Genomic DNA, 18,504 nt, shown 5'->3' on the forward strand with positions numbered 1-18,504 from the left:
GATCTTCAGGCGCGCGTTTCACCGAGCGTTCAGTGGTCCTTCACTCAGCCTTCGTCGTCTTCCTCGTCGCGCTCGTTCGCGCCGTTCTTCGTGGGCGGCGCATTGCAATTGCGGAAATCCTTCGAGTGCAGGCCGTGCTTTTTCAGCAGCATCTGCAAGTGCGAGCGATTCATATCGATGCGCCGCGCCAGTTCGGCGACGGTTCCGCTGACTTCACGCAGTCCGCGTTCGAGGAACGCTTTCTCGGCGTCGTCGCTGGCCGCCCGCTTCGCGTCGCTCAACGACATCAGATTCGCGACGCTGATCGGCTGCTCGCCGCTCGCCTGTCCGCCCTCCGCCTGCACCGCCGCCGAACCGGGTGCGGCGGGTCGCATATCGAGCGGCAAATGCTCGACGTCGGCCATGTCTGCAGCCAGACATGAGATGCGGTACATCACGTTGCGCAATTCGCGAATGTTGCCCGGATACGCGTAGCTCAATAGAAAGTCCCGCAAACGCGGCGTCAACCTGACTGGCCGGCGTTTCAGCGTGCCCGCCGCTTCGTCGCCGAACCACGCAATCAGCAACGGAATTTCGTCGCGCCGTTCGCGCAGCGGCGGCAATGTCACGTGAATCACGCTAAGCCGGTAGAACAGATCCTCGCGAAACCGGCCTTCCTCGCTGAGCTTGCGCAGATTGCGATTGGTCGCCGCGACGATGCGCGTATCGACCGCGATCGTTTCGTCGGAGCCGACGCGTTGAATCTCGTGCGCCTCGAGCACACGCAGCAGCTTGACCTGGCCCGCGAGCGGCAACTCGCCGATTTCGTCGAGAAAGATCGTGCCCGTATGCGCGCTTTCGAATTTGCCCTTGCGGTCGTTCGACGCGCCGGTGAATGCGCCCTTGCGATGCCCGAATAGTTCGGATTCGAGCAGATTTTCCGGAATCGCGCCGCAGTTCACCGAAATGAACGGCTTGTCCGCACGCGCGCCATTCGCGTGAATCACTTTCGCCATCAGCTCCTTGCCGGTGCCGCTTTCTCCATCGATCAACACCGGCAAATCGGTTGGCGCCGCTTTTTCCGCGATTTCGAGCGATTCGAGCAAACGCGGGTTGTCGCCGAACGTGCCCTCGAAAATGAAGCTGCGTTCGAGTAGTGCCTTGCGGCGCGCACCGCGCGATTGCTCCGCGCTCGTCTGCGGCTCGCCCGCGGTGGCCGCCTGCACGAAGCGCTCCTTGTGCGAAAGCTGCATCACTTCGTCGCGCAACGACGTGGCCTGTCTCAGCAGCTTGTCGATATCAGCGCGTTCGAGCCGCGACGACCAGCGCAACGTGGAGCGCAGGATCTCGATCCGCTCGATCAGTCCCGCGTACGATATCGCGGGGCTCGCCTCTTCAATCTGGTCGAGTATCTTCATCATGATGCACTCAACTGTTTCTGCACGAGCTGATAGTACATGCCGCCGCGCTGGATCAGCTCCTCGTGACGGCCCTGTTCGACGATCGCGCCTTCATACAGCACGAGAATCTTGTCCGCGCGCATGATCGTGCTGAGCCGATGCGCGATGATCACCGCCGTGCGGCCCTTCAGGATGTCGTGCATATTGCCGAGAATATTGCTTTCCGATTGCGAGTCGAGCGCCGACGTCGCCTCGTCGAACACGAGCAGACGCGGATCGTGATACAGCGCACGCGCAATGCAAAGCCGCTGGATTTGACCTCCCGACAAACCGATGCCGCGCTCGCCGACGATCTGCTCATAACCGAGCGGCATCTTGCTGATGAAGCCGTGCGCGTCGGCCATTTTCGCGACTTCCTCGATGCGGCGGCGCTCCGGCGCGTCGTCCCCGCTTGCGATGTTCTCGGCGATCGTGCCCGAGAACAGCAGATTGCTTTGCATCACGTAGCCGATTTGCGCGCGGAAATAAGTCTTGTCGATCACGCCGGAGTCATAGCCATCGATCGTTATTTTCCCTTCGCTCGGTTGATAGAAGCCAACCAGCAGCTTCGCGAGCGTGGTCTTTCCCGACCCGCTGCGCCCGACGATCGCGACCAGTTCACCCGGCTTGATATCGAAGCTGATGTTCTCCAGCACATAAGCGGAATCCTCTTCGCCATAGCGGAAGTACACGCCTTGCAGGCTGATTTCGCCTTGCAGCTCCGGCAGCATCACGCGCGAGGGCAAATCCTGCGGCTTCTGTTCGGGCTCGATATCGAGCACATCGCCGAGCCGTTCCATCGCGACACCCGCATCGTTGAGCATGCTCCACAAGCCGACGAGACCCATCAGCGGACTCAATACGCTGCCCATGAATGCATTGAACGCGATCAGCTGACCGATCGTCAATTCACGCGCAAGTACCAGATTCGCGCCGACCCAAAGAATCGCAATCGTCGTTGCCGCATTCAGCAATTGACTGCCGAAGCTGACCAGAATATTGAATGCGTGCGCGCGATACTGCAATTCGAGCGCCTTTGCGTATTTCTTCTCCCAGCGCAACCGTACCGGCCGCTCGATGCCCATGCCCTTGACGGTCTCGACGCCGGACAGAGCTTCCATCAGGAACGACTTCGCCTCGGTCGACGCCGTGAACACCTCGCGTGCGTAGCCCTTGATCTTCGGCGTCGCGATCACCGTGAGTCCCATGATCGGAATTACGAACGCGATCAACACCAGCGTCATCTTCACGTTGTACACGAACATGATCGTGAAGTAGATGAAGATCATCAGCAGATTCAGCGCGGTCGTCACGGTGGATTCGGTCAGGAACGCGCGGATCGTCTGGTTTTCCTGAAAGCGCGCGAAGATATCGCCGGTCTTGCGCTTCGCGAAGAACGAGAACGGCAGCGACAACGTATGCTTGAAGAACTGCGACATCATCGCGAAGTCCATGTTGCGAACCATGAAGTTCGCCAGGTACGCGCGAATCGTCGACATCAACTGCGTGAAGACATTGGAGATGATGAGCCCACCGATCAGCATATGCAACAGACTGACATTCTGATGCACGATCACGCCGTCCAGAATGTTCTGAATGATCAGCGGTGGAATCACGCCGAGCACCTGAATCACGAAGGTGGCCAGAAACAGATAGCCGAGTATCGTGCGGTACGGCTTCAGATAGCCGACAAAGCGAATCCACGGCGAGCGCTCGGCCGACATCTGCAGCAGCTGCGATCCGCCGGTAAACAATAGGCAGGTGCCGCTCCACCCGCGTTCGAAATCTTCGACGCTCAGCTTTCTGAAACCGAGTGCCGGGTCCGCCACCCAGACATAGTCTTTCGACAGCCCGTACACGACCACATAGTGATAGCCCTCCCAATGCACGATGAACGGCAGATCGAAGCCGCGCAGCGAATCGAACGTGCATTGCACGCCGCGCGTCGTGAAGCCGAGCGACTCGCCCGCGCGCGCGAGGCTGTCGAGCGTCGCACCCTGCGTCGTCACGTTCGCGAGTTCGCGCAATTTGCCGAGCGTCATCGGAATGCCGTAATGGCGGCAGATCATCGCGAGACACGCGGCGCCGCAATCCATCTCCTCGGCCTGCTCGACGAGCGCGAAACGCCGGATGATCTTCTCGCCGAGTTCCGGCTTGCTCTGCAGGTCGAGCATCAACGGCAGCTTGCGCCGCTGTTCGAGCCGCTTTTGCCGCTGCAATTCGCGGTCGCCATAGCGGATGCGCTCGTCGAGCACTTCTCGCAGTTTCGGATTGCGCTCGAGAATGAAATGAACGGTGCGCTCGGGGATGACCAGCAGCCGCGTGTCGGTGGTCGCAACGACCGATGCCATCTGTTCCTGGCGCATCAGGCACGCCTTCTCGCCGAATATCTCCCCTTTGCCGAGCGTCGCGAGCGTATAGGCGTGGCCCTCCTCCTGCCGCACGATGCGCACCTGGCCTTGCCGCACCACATAGAGCCGCCTGTCGTCGCGGCCGTCCTGTTTCAGAATCTCCTTGCCGGCAGCGACCCGTTTTGCGCCGACGCTGCGCACGTACTCTTCGAGTTCCGCCTTGTTCAGCTTGCCGCGCAGATCGAACAATTGCGCGACGAAGCCCCCGGCCGAATTGATCGCCACATAGCTGGCGACGAACGCCAACGCGGCGGCGTTGCCCGCCATCACCGGTTCGATCGCGCTGCGCGGAATGAACAGCACTTCGGTCTTGCCCGACGAACGTACCGACGCTTCGTGAACGTACGAGCGCAACATCGCAATGTCGGCAAAGATCTCGCCCGACTTGCGCACGCCCATGCTGGTTTCCTTGCCGTGCTCCTCGGTGAAGATACGTACGGTGCCCGAGCGGATCACATAGAGACCTTCGGCCACTTCACCGGCCGAGCACACCGTTTCACCAAACGAAAAGAACTTTGCCTGCGCGTACTCCGCAAGCCGCTCGATTTCGTCGCGCGAGAACGGCGACAGGATCTCCACCGAAGCGAGAAATTCGGCGGTGGAAGGCGCGGATGGCGCGGTCTGGAGGGCGTCCATGTATCGGTGAGCCTCGCTTCATCGGGCGCTGGTCGGGCACTAGCGCGCTTCGATCACGTGTTCCTGGGCGCGGGCAATGAGCCAGCTCTCGCGCAGCAAACGGCGGATTTCGGTGGCCACGTCGGCATCGAGCGTGGCCGGATATTTGGCCGTGACAGCGAAGATCTCGAAACACGAACGGTCGGCCGACGGAAACGGCCCAAGCAGATCGCCCACCGCCGCATTGAAGATCTTCGCCTCGATATCGGGCTTCAGCGAACCGCGCAGTACTTTGCCGATCACGCCGCCCGACTCGCGCGTATCGGCAATCGAATGCTCGCGCGCCATCTCGCCGAAGGCGTCGGGGTCGTCGTGCAGGTACGAGATCATTTCCTTCGCCTTGCCTTCGCTATCGAGCACGATATGGCTGACTTCGATCGCGTCGAACTTCGGTGAATTCAGCGCGAAGTAATCATGGATCGCCGCGTCGTTACCGATGTCGTCGAGCATCTTCTCCTGATAAAGCCCGTCGGTAATGAACGCCTCGAATTCGTCGAGGCTCACGTGCAGCGCGTCGAGATAATGATTCATGTCCGCCGCGCGATGCAGCCCGCGCACGCGGCGAAACTGGTCCGCGCGCTGCTGGATTTCGTCGGCGCTGACGGCGACGCCCTGCTTCTTCGCCGCATGGACGGTAAGCTTGTCGCGCACGATCTGCTCGATCAGGCTCTCGAACTGGCCGGTCAGTTTCAGAAGACGAATGAACTCGTCCACGTCCACGACTTCGTCATCGATACGCACTATCGCGGTCATTTGCCCGGCTCCTTTCGTGGATGTTTGATTCGCGCGCTCAACCCGCCACCTCTCTGAACGGATCGAGACCGAGGTCGATCAGGCGCCGCTCGCGCACGACGATTTCCGCATTGGCGGTCATGCCGTAACGCAGCGGATAACGCGTGCCGGCCACCTGGTAGTAGTCCTTGTCCAGCGTGACACGGCCTTCGTAGACCGGTTGCTTGTCCTGCGCGGATGGCTTCGTGGCCGGCGAGATATATGCGAGCGTGCCGCTGATCAACCCGTAGCGCTGGTAAGGAAACGCGTTGAACTTCAATTTGACGGGCAGGCCCACGTGCAGAAAGGCGCGGTCGTGTTCGGAGATTTCGATCTTCAGCACGGGCCGCGCGTCTTTTGGCGCAATGCCGCCGAGCGGTGCATTCGCCTGAATCTTGTCGCCGCGCTGCGTCGACGTGACGTCGGTGATCACGCCTGAAACCGGCGCGAGAATCAGCAAAAAATTGTCTTTATCGATGTTCTCGAAACGCACCCGCGCGGCGGCATCGGCTTCGAGGCGCGCGCTTTGCAGTTGCACGCGCAGTTTGTCTTCCGCATCGGTGATGTCGCGCACCGCCTGATCGTATTGCAGCTGCAAATCGGTGCTTTGCTGGCCGCTCGTCGCCAGTTGCGCATTGGCCTGCGCGTATTCATGGCTCAGACGAAAGTCGAGCTCGGCCAGCTTCGACTGCGCGACACGGTAAGCGTTATCCGCTTCGAGCGCGGCCGTGCGTTTCTGCTCGACCTGTAATTCGGCAATGCCACCGCCGCCCGGCTGCGCGAACAGCCGCGAATAGCGATCGAGTTCCTGATTCGCCGCTTCGCGCGTGCGGCGCGCGTTGTCGAGCGAGCTGCGCGCTTCGTCGAGTTCGGCCTTCTGCCCTTCGGCAAGCTTCGTCGTGCCTTCTGAAACGCGATTCTCGTGCAAGCGCTCCTCGACTTCGAGTTGCGCCTTCAACGACGCTGCCTTGCGTTCCATCAACTCCTTCTTCTCCGGGAACTGCTTCCATTCGCGTTCGGCGTCTTCGAGTTTCAGTTGTGCCTGTAACGCGTTGCTCGCTGCCTCGATCACACCGCGCGCATTGAGCCGCGCGAGCACGTCGCCTTTCGACACCGGCTGCCCCTCGGCGATATACAGATCCGCGAGTTCGCCGTCGATTGGCGTATAGATGCGCCGCACCTCCGATTCCGGCGACAAGGTGCCGGGCGCACTAACGATCACATCCGCGCGGCCGACGAACGACCACAGCAAACCCGACACGACGAGCGCGACCATCGCCCAGATCAGCGCGCGCGCAATCCGCACCGGCTCGGACGTCAGAATCGCAATGCCTTCGACGCTATGATCTTCGAGCGCCTCCGACAATGGTCTAGGGTGAGGATCGCGTTTCACTCTGATCGCCTCCAATCAACGCGAGCTTCGCTTTCAGCAGCCCAGGGTCCAGCACCATGCGCAACTCGGTCAACGAGCGGCGCTGCAAACCCGCTTCGGCTTCGATATCCGCGAGCAGGCGATCGAAGTCGGCGGGATGATCGGCCTTCAACTGCGTATAGATGCGCATGCCCTGGCGTGCCGCCGTCTGCGCGTCGCTCAGCAGACGCGCCTCGTTGCGAAAGCCCGGCGAGATGCCGGCTTCGAGCCGCTGCGTGCCGCCGATCGGGCCGTTCGCGCGGTACTCTTTCCACAGGCTTTGCGCGCGCACCAGCAGATCTTGCGCATGCGCGAGTGCCTTGTCATGCAATGCGGCCACGTCTTTCTGGATCGCCTGCACGAACCATTCGTCGGTCCGCGGATCGAGGCTCGCGTAGAACGACAGCAGACGCTGGTCGTAATCTTTCCCGCCACGCGTTTTCCGCAGATCGTTGTATTGATCGAACAACGCCTTCTTGTGCGTCGCTTCGGCCGCGAGCACATCGGACCACGGGCTCGCCGGCATCGACTGCAAATCGTTCAGCGCCTGCTGCGCGTCGCCGCGCTGCCACGCGGCATCGACCGCGTCCTGCCGTTGAACGATGTCCGCCGACGGCAAGCGTGTAGACGCAAGCTGCTGGAATTGCGCCTGAAAGGGCGGCGTGCTGAAGCGCACCGTTTTCATCATGGCCAGCAATGACGTCAATTGACGGCTCAACGCGGCATTCAGCAACCCGGTGTATTGGCGCAAATCGTCGCGCACTCTATCGAGCCCCGCGAGCCGCGGATAACGCTGCGCGTAATCGTCGAGTACCGGCGGCAGCGCGTCGGGTTTGTCGCGCGAAAGTTCGGTATGAATTACGCCATTGAGCCGATCGATCGCGGCGACGTACACCGAATCATCGCTTTCGAGCTTGCGCAGATGGCTGAGCGTGTGTGCGTAGGGCTCCGCGAAGACCGGCACGTAACTCGCAATCCGATCGAGCGCGCGCTGGTGACTCGTCGCGTCGTCGTCCCAGCGGTGCAGCAGCCCGTTGATCGTCGCTTCGTCCGTATACATGCGGATCGGCGCGTCGACGCCGCCACGCGCCGCGACGAAGCGTTCGAGATCGCCGACCCATTGCAATTCGCCGACCAGCGACGCGGCATCGGCGTCATTTCCGCTCAGCGCCCTCATGTTCTTCAGCAGCATGTCGGCCTGGTCGAACTGCGCTTTTTGCACGGCTTCGATCCAGCCCGGCAAGTTCGCTTTCAACAACGCCTCGCTCGCGAGCGCGCTGATTTTCGTGTCCGCTGGATGCGTGGCCAGATAGCCGCGCGCCATCGTGAGAGCGCTCGAGTAATCACCGCTCGCGAGCAGGCTCTTCAACTCCCGTTCCGATGAACCGTGCAGATAAAGGCCCACGCCAAGCGCAACCAGGATCGCGATACCCGCTCCGCCCCATGCCGCCGCGCGCCGCACATTGGTGCGCTCGCCGTCCGCTAACGCCTTGTGGAGTTCGCCGGCGACCATCTTCCAGCGACGCGGCTTACCTCTTGCCGCGCTTTTAGCTTTGCCGCTTCTTTCGTTCGCGCCGTCTCTCGTATCGGCGGGATGCCCCGCCTGCGCACCTTTGGCGCCTTGCGCGCCATTTGCCGTCCCTACTCCGTCACGCTTCGCGCGCGCGGAGCCCGGCTGCGCCGCTTCATTCACTTCGTCTTCGCGTTGCAGCGCTGGATCGACGCAAAAGATGTCGAGAAACGAATGCGCAGCGCCGACGAAGGTTGTCTTGTCGGCATCGGCGGCACTGTCGACAGCGGGCTGAAGAGAGAGTTGGGTCACGGTGGGATCGACGTCGGCGGAGTTCTGTAGCGACACCCTGTAGACGAAGTGGTCGCCGCCAAATGCAACGACGTCGCCGTCCGCCAGTGCAAGCGCCGATTCGCCGATCCGCTGTCCATTCACGAACGTGCCGTTGGTGCTGCCGAGATCCTCGACATAGAGCTCGCCGCCCTTCAGAAACAGGTGCGCATGGCGCCGGGAAATGTAATTGACCTGGTGCGGGTAACGGTCTTTGTAGCGCGAGAAGACCTCGTCCGTCTTACTGACCAGAAATGGAAAAGCCAGCACGTCGACCGGTTGCAGACCCAGGTCATCGCGTTGCGGCACCAGCAATAGATGAATGAGGGGAGAAGCACTTCCACCCGTGACGACGCGCGCGCGCGGCTCGATGCCGACGCGATAGCGCAGTTCACCGCCAAAGCAGAGTTCATCGCCGGCGCGTACCCGCGCGGGGGTTTGTCGCACCGCGATGCCGTTGACCGTCGTGCCGTTCTTGCTGCCGAGATCGGCAACATAAATCGCGCCATGCTCGATGAAAATGCGCGCATGTCGGCGCGAGAGAGCGGCGGTCCATTGTGCGGGATAGTCGCTGAACGGCGCTTCGCTGCGGCCGATGGCGAACAGGTTGTCGACGATGCGAATGGTGTCGAGCGCGGGGCGCTGCGCGCAGGCAACCGGTGACAACACCACGTCGAAGGCAGCGTCCACTGTCACGCGCATTTCAGCAATCGGAGCTTCGCCGGTGGCCATTTTATCTGGATCGCTAAGCGTTTACCTGCCGCGGCGGGAACGCGGGGCGAACTGGACGAAGAACAACGGCGCAACGATATTGTCGTGAAGAGCCACGCAAACGCTGACCCCTAAAGGATTGTAAGTCACGCATCGAGAGTGTCAATTTGGATATCGCCGGATGAGAAGACCGCGGATAAGCCGTCAGCCGACGAAATACCCGCGCGGTACGCCAACCGGTGGATTAGCTCAATGTTTCGTTACTTCTCTTTGACCTGCGCTTGCACGTCGACACCCGGCCATCCGCCGCCGAGCGCCTTATACAGCGTTACCGTGTCGGACAGAATCAATTGGTGGTTTTCCAGCAACGCCTGTTGCGCCTCTAGCAAGGTCCGCTCGTCTTCGAATACTTCGAGTTGCGACACGACGCCAAGGCGCAGTTGCGACTGGATCTGATCAGCGACGATCTGCAGGCGCGACACCTGCTGCTGCAATTCCGCGTGCTGCGCCTTATGCGCACTCAGATTGACGAGCGCGTTCTCCACTTCCTCGAATGCGCCCATCACGGCCACGCTATATTGCTGCTCAGCGACTTTCGATTGCGCCTCGGTCACCTTCACATGTGCGCGCACGCCCGGATCGAACAGCGGAAAATTGATGCTCGGCATCAGGCCGAACGTGAACGACTTCAGCAGCTGGTTAAGCGCGTAACTTGCCGTGCCGCCTTGCGCGGTGAGGCCGATGCTCGGCAATTGCGCGAGCTTCGACTGACCGACGAGGTCATAGGCCTCGAGCACCCTGAATTCGGCCGCCACCACGTCGGGGCGGCGCGACAGCAATTGCGCGGGCAAACCATCGGGCACGCTCGGCAATTTCACGCGCTCCTGTAAATGCCCCTGCGGCACATGGAATTCGCCGGCCGGCACGCCGAGCAAGGTGCATACCGCGTTGTCGGAGACCGCCCGCGATCGGCGCAGATCATAGAGATCGTTGGTGAGCCGGTTGATCTCCGCCTGCTGGCGCAACACCTGCGTTTGCGGCACGAGCCCATTGCGCGCCTGGCCTTCGTAGATCGCCAGGATTTGCCGGTTCGTGGCGATGGTCTTTTGCTGCTGTGCGATCTGGTCGTCGAATTGCAGGATCTGAAAATAGATACTGGCCACATTCGCGACGAGTTCGAGATACCCCGCGCGCCAATCCGCCTCGCTCGCGTGGAATTCGGCCTTTTGCGCCTGCACGCCTTTTTCGACCTTGCCCCAGATGTCGATGTCCCAGTTCACCTGCAGCGCGAGGTTGTACGTCTTCGTCAAAGGCTGGCCAGTCGTCTTCGTGTAGTCGGCGCCGGCACCGAGGTCCACCGTCGGCAATGCGGCCGCGCCTGTCTCGCTGATCTGCGTGTGCGCGACTTCGATACGCGCGGCCAGCACCCGAATATCGAAGTTGCCGTCAATCGCCTTGTCGATCAGCGTATCGAGGTACGGGTCCTGGAAGCCCTTCCACCAGTCGCGCTCGATCGTCTCCGCGGCCGATACCGGCGCGCCATTGCGATCCGACCACGATGTCTTGGCCGGCGTGTCCGGGCGTTGATAAGCCGGCATGCTGACGTCGACGCACGCGCTCACTGCCAAAGCGCACAGCGTTGCCGCGCAGATCCCGCTTAGCACACGGGCTATGCGGCGAGGCGTCCTGGCTTCAGCAGGAACCCGCTGAAGGTCCAGCGAATCGCACGACGAAGCGAACGCTGATTCCGGCAATGCTGACACGGTGGTCTCCAGTTGCACCCGCCTGTTTCGCGCGAGATGCCCGGTTTTTCAGCCCGAGCCGCTTCCGCGCGGCTTCGGCAATGAAGCGGCGGAAAAGTCGAAGCGGGGAGCGGCGGATACGCGAAGGATGCGTGGAAAGGACGATTGGATTAGCGGTCTTTTTGAGCGACGCGCGTGTTGGGGCACGCACACGCGGCCGCCCGGGCCGCGCGTGCGCCGCTCACTACCCGTTGTTGACGTTGCTCGAGTAAATGGTCGGTTGGATGTAGGTGGTCGTACCGCTGACCAGCGCCGAGTTGTTGCCGTTCGCGCTCTGGATGTTCATTTCCGTGTTGATCATCTGCGTCGTGGAGACGTTCTTGATGCTGCTCGGCGCATAGACGGGCGCATAGCTGAGGTACGACGGCATCGGGCAGTAGTAGCCGTTGCCACCGCGCACGGTGCTCATCGCCTTGCTGTCGAGTTGTTCGGTGTTGGACAGGTCCTTGATCATCAGCGTGTTCATGGCAAATCTCCTGGGAATCGGAAAGCGCATCGTGGTGCGTCGGGTTCGAGCAACTTGTCTGCTCGGGCGCTACTGATGCATGGGCTATGCCAGGAGTGCCTTGCTTTTGTCATTCGCGTCCTGAACGCCTTCTAGCAAAGGCCAGGAAGATCGCACCCGCTGTCCCGACGCTGACGAGCGGCGAAGCGAGACCAGTGAATGGTGGATCGGAGCCAACAGCGCACGCGACATTGTTGGCTGCGTGATAACAGTCAGCGCGCGATCACCGTGATCTTCTTCGAATATACCGGCGGGTTGTGCGGCATATGCATGTCGTCGCCCATCAACAGCTGCAACGTATGCTTGCCCGGCGGCAATTGAATCATCGTTTCCGTTTCGCCCGCGCCGAAATGCAGATGATGACGATCCGAGGGTATCTCCTGATCCATCGGCGGCAGATCGCTATCGATCAGAAGATGATGGTGGCCGGTGTTCGGGTACTTGACGCCTTTCGGCGCGACACCCATGAAACGCAGACCAAACCACACGCGAAACGGCTTATTGGCGGGCACCACCTGGCCATCATTCGGATAGCCGATGTACGCGTAGGCGCCGGGCGGCGACGGCGTCGCTGCCCACGCGCTCTGCGGCGCGGTCGATGTCGCCAACGCCGCTGCGACGAATGCCGCGGCCGCAATCATCTTGTTCATCAGGACTCTCCGTTCCGGCTTGACCAGTTCTAACGAACGGATCGCGTTAGTCTTTTAGCACGGTGATGGTGATCTTCTTCGAATACACGGGCGGTACGTGCGGCACGTGATGATGGTCGCCGAGAATCAGCTGCAGCGTGTGCTTGCCGGGCGGCAACTCGATGCGCGCGTCGGTTTCGCCCGCGCCGAAATGCAGGTGCTGGCGATCCGATGGAATCTCCTGATCGAGCGCGGGCAAATCCGTGTCGATCAGAAGATGATGGTGGCCGGTATTCGGAAACGCGACGCCCTTCGGACACACGCCCATATTGCGCAGCCCCATGCGCACCCACAGCTTGCCGCCGTGAATCACCGCGCCATCCGACGGCCAGATGATGTACTCCTCGGCCCCCGGCGGTGACGGCGTCTGCTCGGCGCGCGCAACGCCGCCAGTGCCGATACCGAGGCAGACCGCGACGAGCGTCGCGCACACCGCCGCGCGTAATCCGCCGCAACGCGCTTGCGCCGGATCACGACTGCCGAAAAGAAAGGAAACACGGGTTCTTCGCATAGCGCACTCTCCCGAACAGGAGTCATGGCTGGGGCCCGGCTATCGATGACCTTCCGGGTGTTCGAACGGCATGTCGCGGGTCGAAACCGGCAGGCAGCCACCTGGTTAAAACGGCCGTGTGACGTGACTTTGTGAATCAGCTTAGGACGTAACTTGCCAAAAAGATACGCCATGCTCGTTAACCGTATGACGCGTTAAGGACTCCCGGACAGTTGTGACGCAAAGCGCGTGCTATCGTTAATAAAGAGCGCAGGCAGGCGAGCGTGGTTCACGAATGCCTGAACTCTGTCCGGTACAAACAGGATATAAAGATGTGGAGACGATTCCTGCTGGTGTGCATGGTTGGGGCAATCCAGGCGCAGTGGGACAGTGCCGGTGCCGCGACGCAACGTGAAAACATCGAGCCGAGCCCGGCGTGGGTAGCGAGTCATCCGGCGCAGCCGGCGGACACCGCTTTGCTCCTTTCACCCTTTGCTTCGTCACGCGACGACACGCATTTACGGCGTGTCGCGCTCGTGATCGGAAATGGCGAGTACGGTGACGCCACTGACCCGATCCGCGCCAACGCGCCGCGCGACGCCGAATCAATCGGCGCTGCGCTCCGTGCGCGTGGCTTCGAAGTCATCATGCGCACGAATGCTACGCCCCCGCAAATGCGCGCGGCCATCGGCGAATTTCAACGACGATTGCGAACAGGCGATATCGGACTGTTCTATTTCGCCGGACACGGCATTCAGGTAGGCGCACAAACGCTGCTTTTGCCGGCGGGACTCAATGCGCGAGGCGATATCCGCGCGCCGGTGTCGCTACTGAATAACGGCGTCGATCTGAATACCGTTTTGCATGCGATGCAATCCGCCCGTGCCGGCCGGCTCAATCTCGTGATTCTCGATACGTGCCTCGACAATCCATTTGCGCCCGCCGCGGTTGCGATCGATAAACCGAAGATCGCTGCCAACACCGTGATTGCCTATGCAACCGCACCGGGCGGTTTCGCGGCGGACGGTCCGCGGCATGGCGTCTATACCGATGCCTTGCTGCAAGCACTCAACGACGCCGACGCATCGTCGCGATCGCTCGCCGCGCTGTTCCGACACGTCGGCGCCGACGTACGCGCCGCTACACGCGGAACGCAGCAACCGTGGCTCTCTGTCGCGCGTTCATCCATTCCCACAAGTGGCGAAAGCGCTAACGAGTCGTCGAATACGTCAGAGCGTCGCGCCATCACGCCGCACAGTCGCGGCATCATGCCCAAGGAAAGCGGCGAACAATACGAAATCACGTTCTGGGATTCGATCAAGGACAGCAACTACCCAGCCGATTACGAGGCTTATCTGAAGGCCTATCCGAATGGCCGCTTCGCCACACTCGCGCATGCGCGTATCGATCGATTGCGCGCGGCGGCATCGACTCCCGCGGTGAGTGCCGCGCCGGCTGCACCGCCAGCCGCGCCCGCGACGCAGAGCAGTCACGTCGCGCCACCCACGCCGCCTGCTCAGGTCACGCATCCCGCGACGCAAGCCAGCGCAGCCGCGCCGCCGCCACCACCGCGCTCCGCTGCCGCGCCATCGCCAACGCCGCCCGCCACGGCCGCCGCGGCGCCATTCGCCGAAAAGACCGTCGCTCATCCACCGACGGCCGGTGAAATCCGCGACTGCGCGGCCTGTCCGGTCATGGTCGCGGTACCCGCTGGCTCGTTCGCAATGGGCAGCAATACCGACGATCCGTCGGAAAAGCCCGTGCATCACGTGAGCATTGGCGCGCCCTTCGCGATCGGTAAATTCCCCGTGACAGTCGAGCAATGGAATGCGTGCGTCGCCGCCGGCGCCTGCCAGAAGCTGACGCCGGAGAGCAATAGCATCAAGACCGCACCCGCGCGTGATCTCAGTTGGGACGACGCGCAGCAGTACGTCAAGTGGCTCGCCAAAACGACCGGCAAACCGTACCGTCTGCCGACCGAAGCCGAATGGGAATACGCGGACCGCGCCGGCACCACGACCGCGTACTGGTGGGGCGAGCAGATGCGCAAGGGCAACGCTAATTGCAAGGACTGCGGCGACCCGTGGCACAAGGAAGGCCCGGAAAACGTCGGCACGTTCGCCGCGAATCCGCTGGGTCTGTACGACATGAACGGCGGCGTCTGGGAGTGGACCGCCGACTGCTGGCACAACACCTATCAGGGCGCGCCCGTCGATGGCCACGCGTGGGACTCGCCCGGCTGCGAGATGCGCGCGATTCGCGGCGGCTCATGGCGCGAAGGCGGCGACTACATGCTCAGCGCGACGCGCTTCAAATACAGCGCGGGCGTGCGCCAATCGCAGAACGGTTTTCGCGTCGTCAAGGATCTGCACTAAAAGCCGTGTCGATTGGCTCCCTGACGGATCATCGCGTCGCGGGCTTGGTCGTAATCGGGGCGAAGTCCGCCAACAGGCGATCCTGCCCGTATTGACCGCCAATCTGCTTGAGCCGGGTCTCGAGCGCGCGCAGATAATCGGCGCGCGCTTCGCTTTCCGGGCGCAGCTTGTCGAACAGCGGCACCGGCGTCACCATCAGCACCACCATTTCCGAGCCGAACGGCTTCGATACGGTCCAATCGCCCGCATTGCTGCCGATCGTGTACGGACCGCCGTTCGACTGCATCTGATTGTCCGGCCACAGACGACTGGGCACCATGTGCACGACGTGGCCGTCTAGCTGGTAGTAGTCGACGGTCGCAAAGGAATCGAACGGCGGCGCTTTCAGGTCGACCACCAGCGAGTCGTTCTCGGTCAGAAAACCGCTTGGCGGACGCATCTGCAGCGACGCCACGCGCCCCGCCTGCCAGTTGCGCACCAGAAACGGCGCGAGCGTTTTGACGAAGTCGCATTTATCGTCGCGCGAGCGGCCGCACGTCTAGCGAAACCGTATCGACGCCAGGCAGCGCCGCCAACGTCTCCTTCAGATGCGCGGCACCGTATCGCTGCGACAGGAAACCGCGTACCGTCAGTGCGTGGTTCTGCACCGCGCCCGATAAAGCCGAACAAGGCACCTGGGCAAGCGTGGGCGTGATCGCGGCGAGCGTCAACGCGGGCTTCGGCGCGGGCGCCGGAGGAGGCGCTTGCGGCGACGAAACCGGCGGTGCCGGAGTCGCGGTTGCGGCCGCGCCACCCGTTGTAGTACTTCCTTCATGCGCGCCAGCCGAAGAAGGCGTTGTCTGCGCGGCATTCGTTGCGGGCGCGACAGCGGACGCCCCAGCCGCCCGATCGACCTGATCGCCCTGCGATCCCGCCGCCTCGGTTTGCGCGGCTTGCTGCCGGCTGGACCCCGAGCGAAAAGCGAACACGCCCACGATGACCGCGCACACGACGGCGAGGCCTGCGAGCCCGACCCACGCGAGCGTCCCCGACTTCTCCGCGCGCGCTTCATTGTCGAACTCGGCGATAAAGCGCACGACGCTCGGTATCCGCGTATTGCGATCGAACGACAACGCGGCACGCAACGCGCGCCACTGTCGCGCATCGAGATTCGCCGGACGCTGCGGCTTGAAATCGGCATTGCGCGCCTGCGTGGCCGACAGGCGATCGAACGGATGATGTCCCGTCAACAGCTCGTACGTGATGCAGCCGAGCGCGTAGATATCGTCGCGCGGGTCCGGCTCGCGATGTTCGATCATCTCCGGGCTCGCATAGGCCGGCGTCAACGCGCCCAGACTGCCGGGATCGAACACCGTCGCGTCGCTCTCCTCTTCAGGCCGCTGGAATACGCGCGCGATGCCGAAGTCGATCACTTTCACTTCGGCATTCGTGGTCAAAAACACGTTCGCGGGTTTGAAATCGCAATGGACGAAGCCGCGCTCGTGCGCGTACGCGAGCGCCGCGCACATGCCGCGCACGATCGGCAGCGCGGCCCGCACCGGCATACCCTGATAGCCCGGCGTGCGCAGCAGCTGGCTCAAGGGTTTGCCGCTCAGGTACTCCATCGTCAGATAGACGATCGGTCCGTCGCGGTCGAAGTCGTAGACGGTGATGATGTTGCGATGCGCGAGTACCTGCGCCTTGCGCGCCTCGCGCTGCAGCGCGACGAGCGAATTCGGATTGCCGCGAAACTGGACGTTCAGCACCTTGATCGCGAGATAGGGCTTGCGATCCGACGCTTCGAGCTTGCGCAGATCGAGCGCCTTGTACACGGTGCCCATGCCGCCCACGCCGAGGCACTCCTCGAGCACGAAGCGGTTGTTCAGCGTATCGCCGATGCCTTTGATGGTCTCGTGCGCGGCGCTTCCGGCAGTACTCGCGGCGCCCGCACTGCCAGCGCTCGACGAACGCCGCGACGGGGGATCGACCGTGGTCTGGATGCCGGTTTCCTCGCCACCCGCCGCGACGTTCGACACGCGCAGCAGCTCGATGCGCCGCCGCACTTCCAGATAGAGATCGTCGGGCAACGGCGACCGATGATGCGCGGCGTACAGCATCTCCAGCAGCCGCGTCGGACCGAGTTGCTCGGTCGCCAACGCGCTGTCGAGCTGCGCGACGAACTCGTCACGCGATAGCTCGCCGCTCTGGAAGTCGAGAATCACACGCGCAAGGCTAGCCATTTGTGCGAAGCACCGCCGTTGCCGCTGGACCGTGTCGCATGCGACCGACGCCACGCGGGTCGATAGAAAACCTGTCGTATCCAGTTACATGTGCCGTTTCGATACTAGCTCCCGGTCCGCGCTTTCGCAAACCAGGCAAACCAGGCATGAGCCGTGCGCCGCGCCGCGTGCTGGCTCGCGCAATGTCGTGCGCCGTCCAACAGGGTCCCCCGCGATGTCGGACGGCGGCCACCGCTCCGAGCGCGTCAGCGTGTTTCGACCTGACCGGCACGATGGTCCTTCCACGCGCAAAACCCTTATACGATAGGGCTTCGCCGATTTCCTCAGGATCCTTGATTAACACTGGCACAACCTGTGCATTAGTGATGCCCGAGCAAACGAATTGCTCGAAACCACTCGCAACACTGCGAAAACTTCTTTCAGGAGACTCACCATGAAAACGCTGATGATCAAAGACCTGTCCGTCACCGAACAACTCGACAGCAAAGCCATGCAAGCCGTACGCGGCGGCTTCGGCGCGAGCAAGTACTACAGCTTCGCCCCGGTCTATGCGCCGACCAGCGTCAAGAACAGCACCACCACGCAACTGATCAGTAACGAACTGAACTTCCAGAACGCCAACGGCAACGATGTTGCACTCGCCACCGGCATCACGTCGGACTTCTCGCCGTATATCAATTCGAGCAACAGCAACCACTAATAGTGCGTGGTGCGGCGAGGCGCCCGCAGCCGCGGGCCGCTTCGCCGCTTGCCATTCATGTCCGCTTTCCGTACGTCTTTGGAGAAACGCCATGTCATCCCTCATGATTCGCGATCTGTCCGGCACGCGCGAACTCGACCGCCGGGCCATGTCCGGGATCGCCGGCGGCACCGGCAGCAACGTGCCCATGCCATCGGGCCTTGGTGGTCTCGGCAGCCTTGCCGGCATCGCCAACGTCAACGTCAACGTCAACGTCACTCAGAATCTGGCTCAGCAGCAAATCGTCAACGTCGCAGCGCTCAATGACATCGGTTCGATCGGCCCGGGCGTCGTGCTGCCGCTGAAGCTGAAAGTCGACCCTATCCTGTCTGGCGCCAATTACTCCGCCGTGTAAGCCGGGGCAGCAGCGGGGGACCGGGGGTTCCTTCACTGCCGCGGCAACACCACGGCCATGCGCGCCGCGAATGGATTTCCTATACTGATAGTG

The 18,504-nt window shown here is 62.1% G+C and carries 12 protein-coding genes and 1 pseudogene; 3 read left to right on the plus strand and 10 right to left on the minus strand.

Annotation, left to right across the window (positions count from 1 at the left end):
- Positions 1-44 precede the first annotated feature (44 nt).
- From OKW28_RS06845 to OKW28_RS06885, 9 genes are all read right to left on the minus strand, one after another.
- A complete protein-coding gene (locus tag OKW28_RS06845) occupies positions 45-1,400 on the minus strand; it encodes a sigma-54 interaction domain-containing protein (protein WP_429444304.1) in 1,356 nt (451 codons plus the stop codon).
- Positions 1,397-4,465, minus strand: coding sequence for a peptidase domain-containing ABC transporter (locus OKW28_RS06850; protein WP_429444305.1), 3,069 nt, complete (start codon positions 4,463-4,465; stop codon positions 1,397-1,399). The genes OKW28_RS06845 and OKW28_RS06850 overlap by 4 nt, the downstream gene beginning before the upstream one ends.
- A gap of 39 nt (positions 4,466-4,504) precedes the next feature.
- Positions 4,505-5,257: a peptidylprolyl isomerase gene (locus tag OKW28_RS06855; protein WP_429444306.1), complete on the minus strand. Its 753-nt coding sequence runs from the start codon at positions 5,255-5,257 to the stop codon at positions 4,505-4,507.
- 37 nt (positions 5,258-5,294) lie between these two features.
- Positions 5,295-6,668: an HlyD family efflux transporter periplasmic adaptor subunit gene (locus tag OKW28_RS06860; RefSeq protein WP_429444307.1), complete on the minus strand. Its 1,374-nt coding sequence runs from the start codon at positions 6,666-6,668 to the stop codon at positions 5,295-5,297.
- Positions 6,646-9,258: an FHA domain-containing protein gene (locus tag OKW28_RS06865; protein WP_429444308.1), complete on the minus strand. Its 2,613-nt coding sequence runs from the start codon at positions 9,256-9,258 to the stop codon at positions 6,646-6,648. The genes OKW28_RS06860 and OKW28_RS06865 overlap by 23 nt, the downstream gene beginning before the upstream one ends.
- Before the next feature lie 239 nt (positions 9,259-9,497).
- Positions 9,498-10,910 (minus strand): efflux transporter outer membrane subunit, encoded by a 1,413-nt coding sequence (locus tag OKW28_RS06870; protein ID WP_429446880.1) that lies wholly within the window; start codon positions 10,908-10,910, stop codon positions 9,498-9,500.
- 313 nt (positions 10,911-11,223) lie between these two features.
- Complete coding sequence (locus OKW28_RS06875; RefSeq protein WP_429444309.1) at positions 11,224-11,505, minus strand: hypothetical protein; 282 nt, start codon at positions 11,503-11,505, stop codon at positions 11,224-11,226.
- A 251-nt stretch (positions 11,506-11,756) separates the two neighbouring features.
- The gene (locus OKW28_RS06880) at positions 11,757-12,194 is read right to left on the minus strand and encodes a DUF4399 domain-containing protein (RefSeq protein ID WP_429444310.1); all 438 of its coding nucleotides are present in this window, start codon (positions 12,192-12,194) and stop codon (positions 11,757-11,759) included.
- 46 nt (positions 12,195-12,240) lie between these two features.
- Positions 12,241-12,744, minus strand: a complete 504-nt coding sequence (locus tag OKW28_RS06885; RefSeq protein WP_429444311.1) for a DUF4399 domain-containing protein — start codon at positions 12,742-12,744, stop codon at positions 12,241-12,243.
- Positions 12,745-13,055: 311 nt separating this feature from the next.
- On the opposite strand from OKW28_RS06885, the gene OKW28_RS06890 reads away from it, so the two are divergent.
- Positions 13,056-15,098 (plus strand): SUMF1/EgtB/PvdO family nonheme iron enzyme, encoded by a 2,043-nt coding sequence (locus tag OKW28_RS06890; protein WP_429444312.1) that lies wholly within the window; start codon positions 13,056-13,058, stop codon positions 15,096-15,098.
- Positions 15,099-15,126: 28 nt separating this feature from the next.
- Here OKW28_RS06890 and OKW28_RS06895 read toward each other — a convergent pair.
- Positions 15,127-17,317, minus strand: a pseudogene (locus tag OKW28_RS06895) (protein kinase domain-containing protein).
- 433 nt (positions 17,318-17,750) lie between these two features.
- Between OKW28_RS06895 and OKW28_RS06900 the strand changes: the two are divergent.
- Both OKW28_RS06900 and OKW28_RS06905 read left to right on the plus strand, forming a co-directional pair.
- The gene (locus OKW28_RS06900; protein ID WP_429444313.1) at positions 17,751-18,017 is read left to right on the plus strand and encodes a hypothetical protein; all 267 of its coding nucleotides are present in this window, start codon (positions 17,751-17,753) and stop codon (positions 18,015-18,017) included.
- A 91-nt stretch (positions 18,018-18,108) separates the two neighbouring features.
- Positions 18,109-18,411, plus strand: a complete 303-nt coding sequence (locus OKW28_RS06905; protein ID WP_090807592.1) for a hypothetical protein — start codon at positions 18,109-18,111, stop codon at positions 18,409-18,411.
- Positions 18,412-18,504: the final 93 nt, after the last annotated feature.

The sequence above is a fragment of the Paraburkholderia sp. 40 genome (assembly GCF_050434105.1).
In the GTDB taxonomy this organism is placed as follows: domain Bacteria; phylum Pseudomonadota; class Gammaproteobacteria; order Burkholderiales; family Burkholderiaceae; genus Paraburkholderia; species Paraburkholderia tuberum.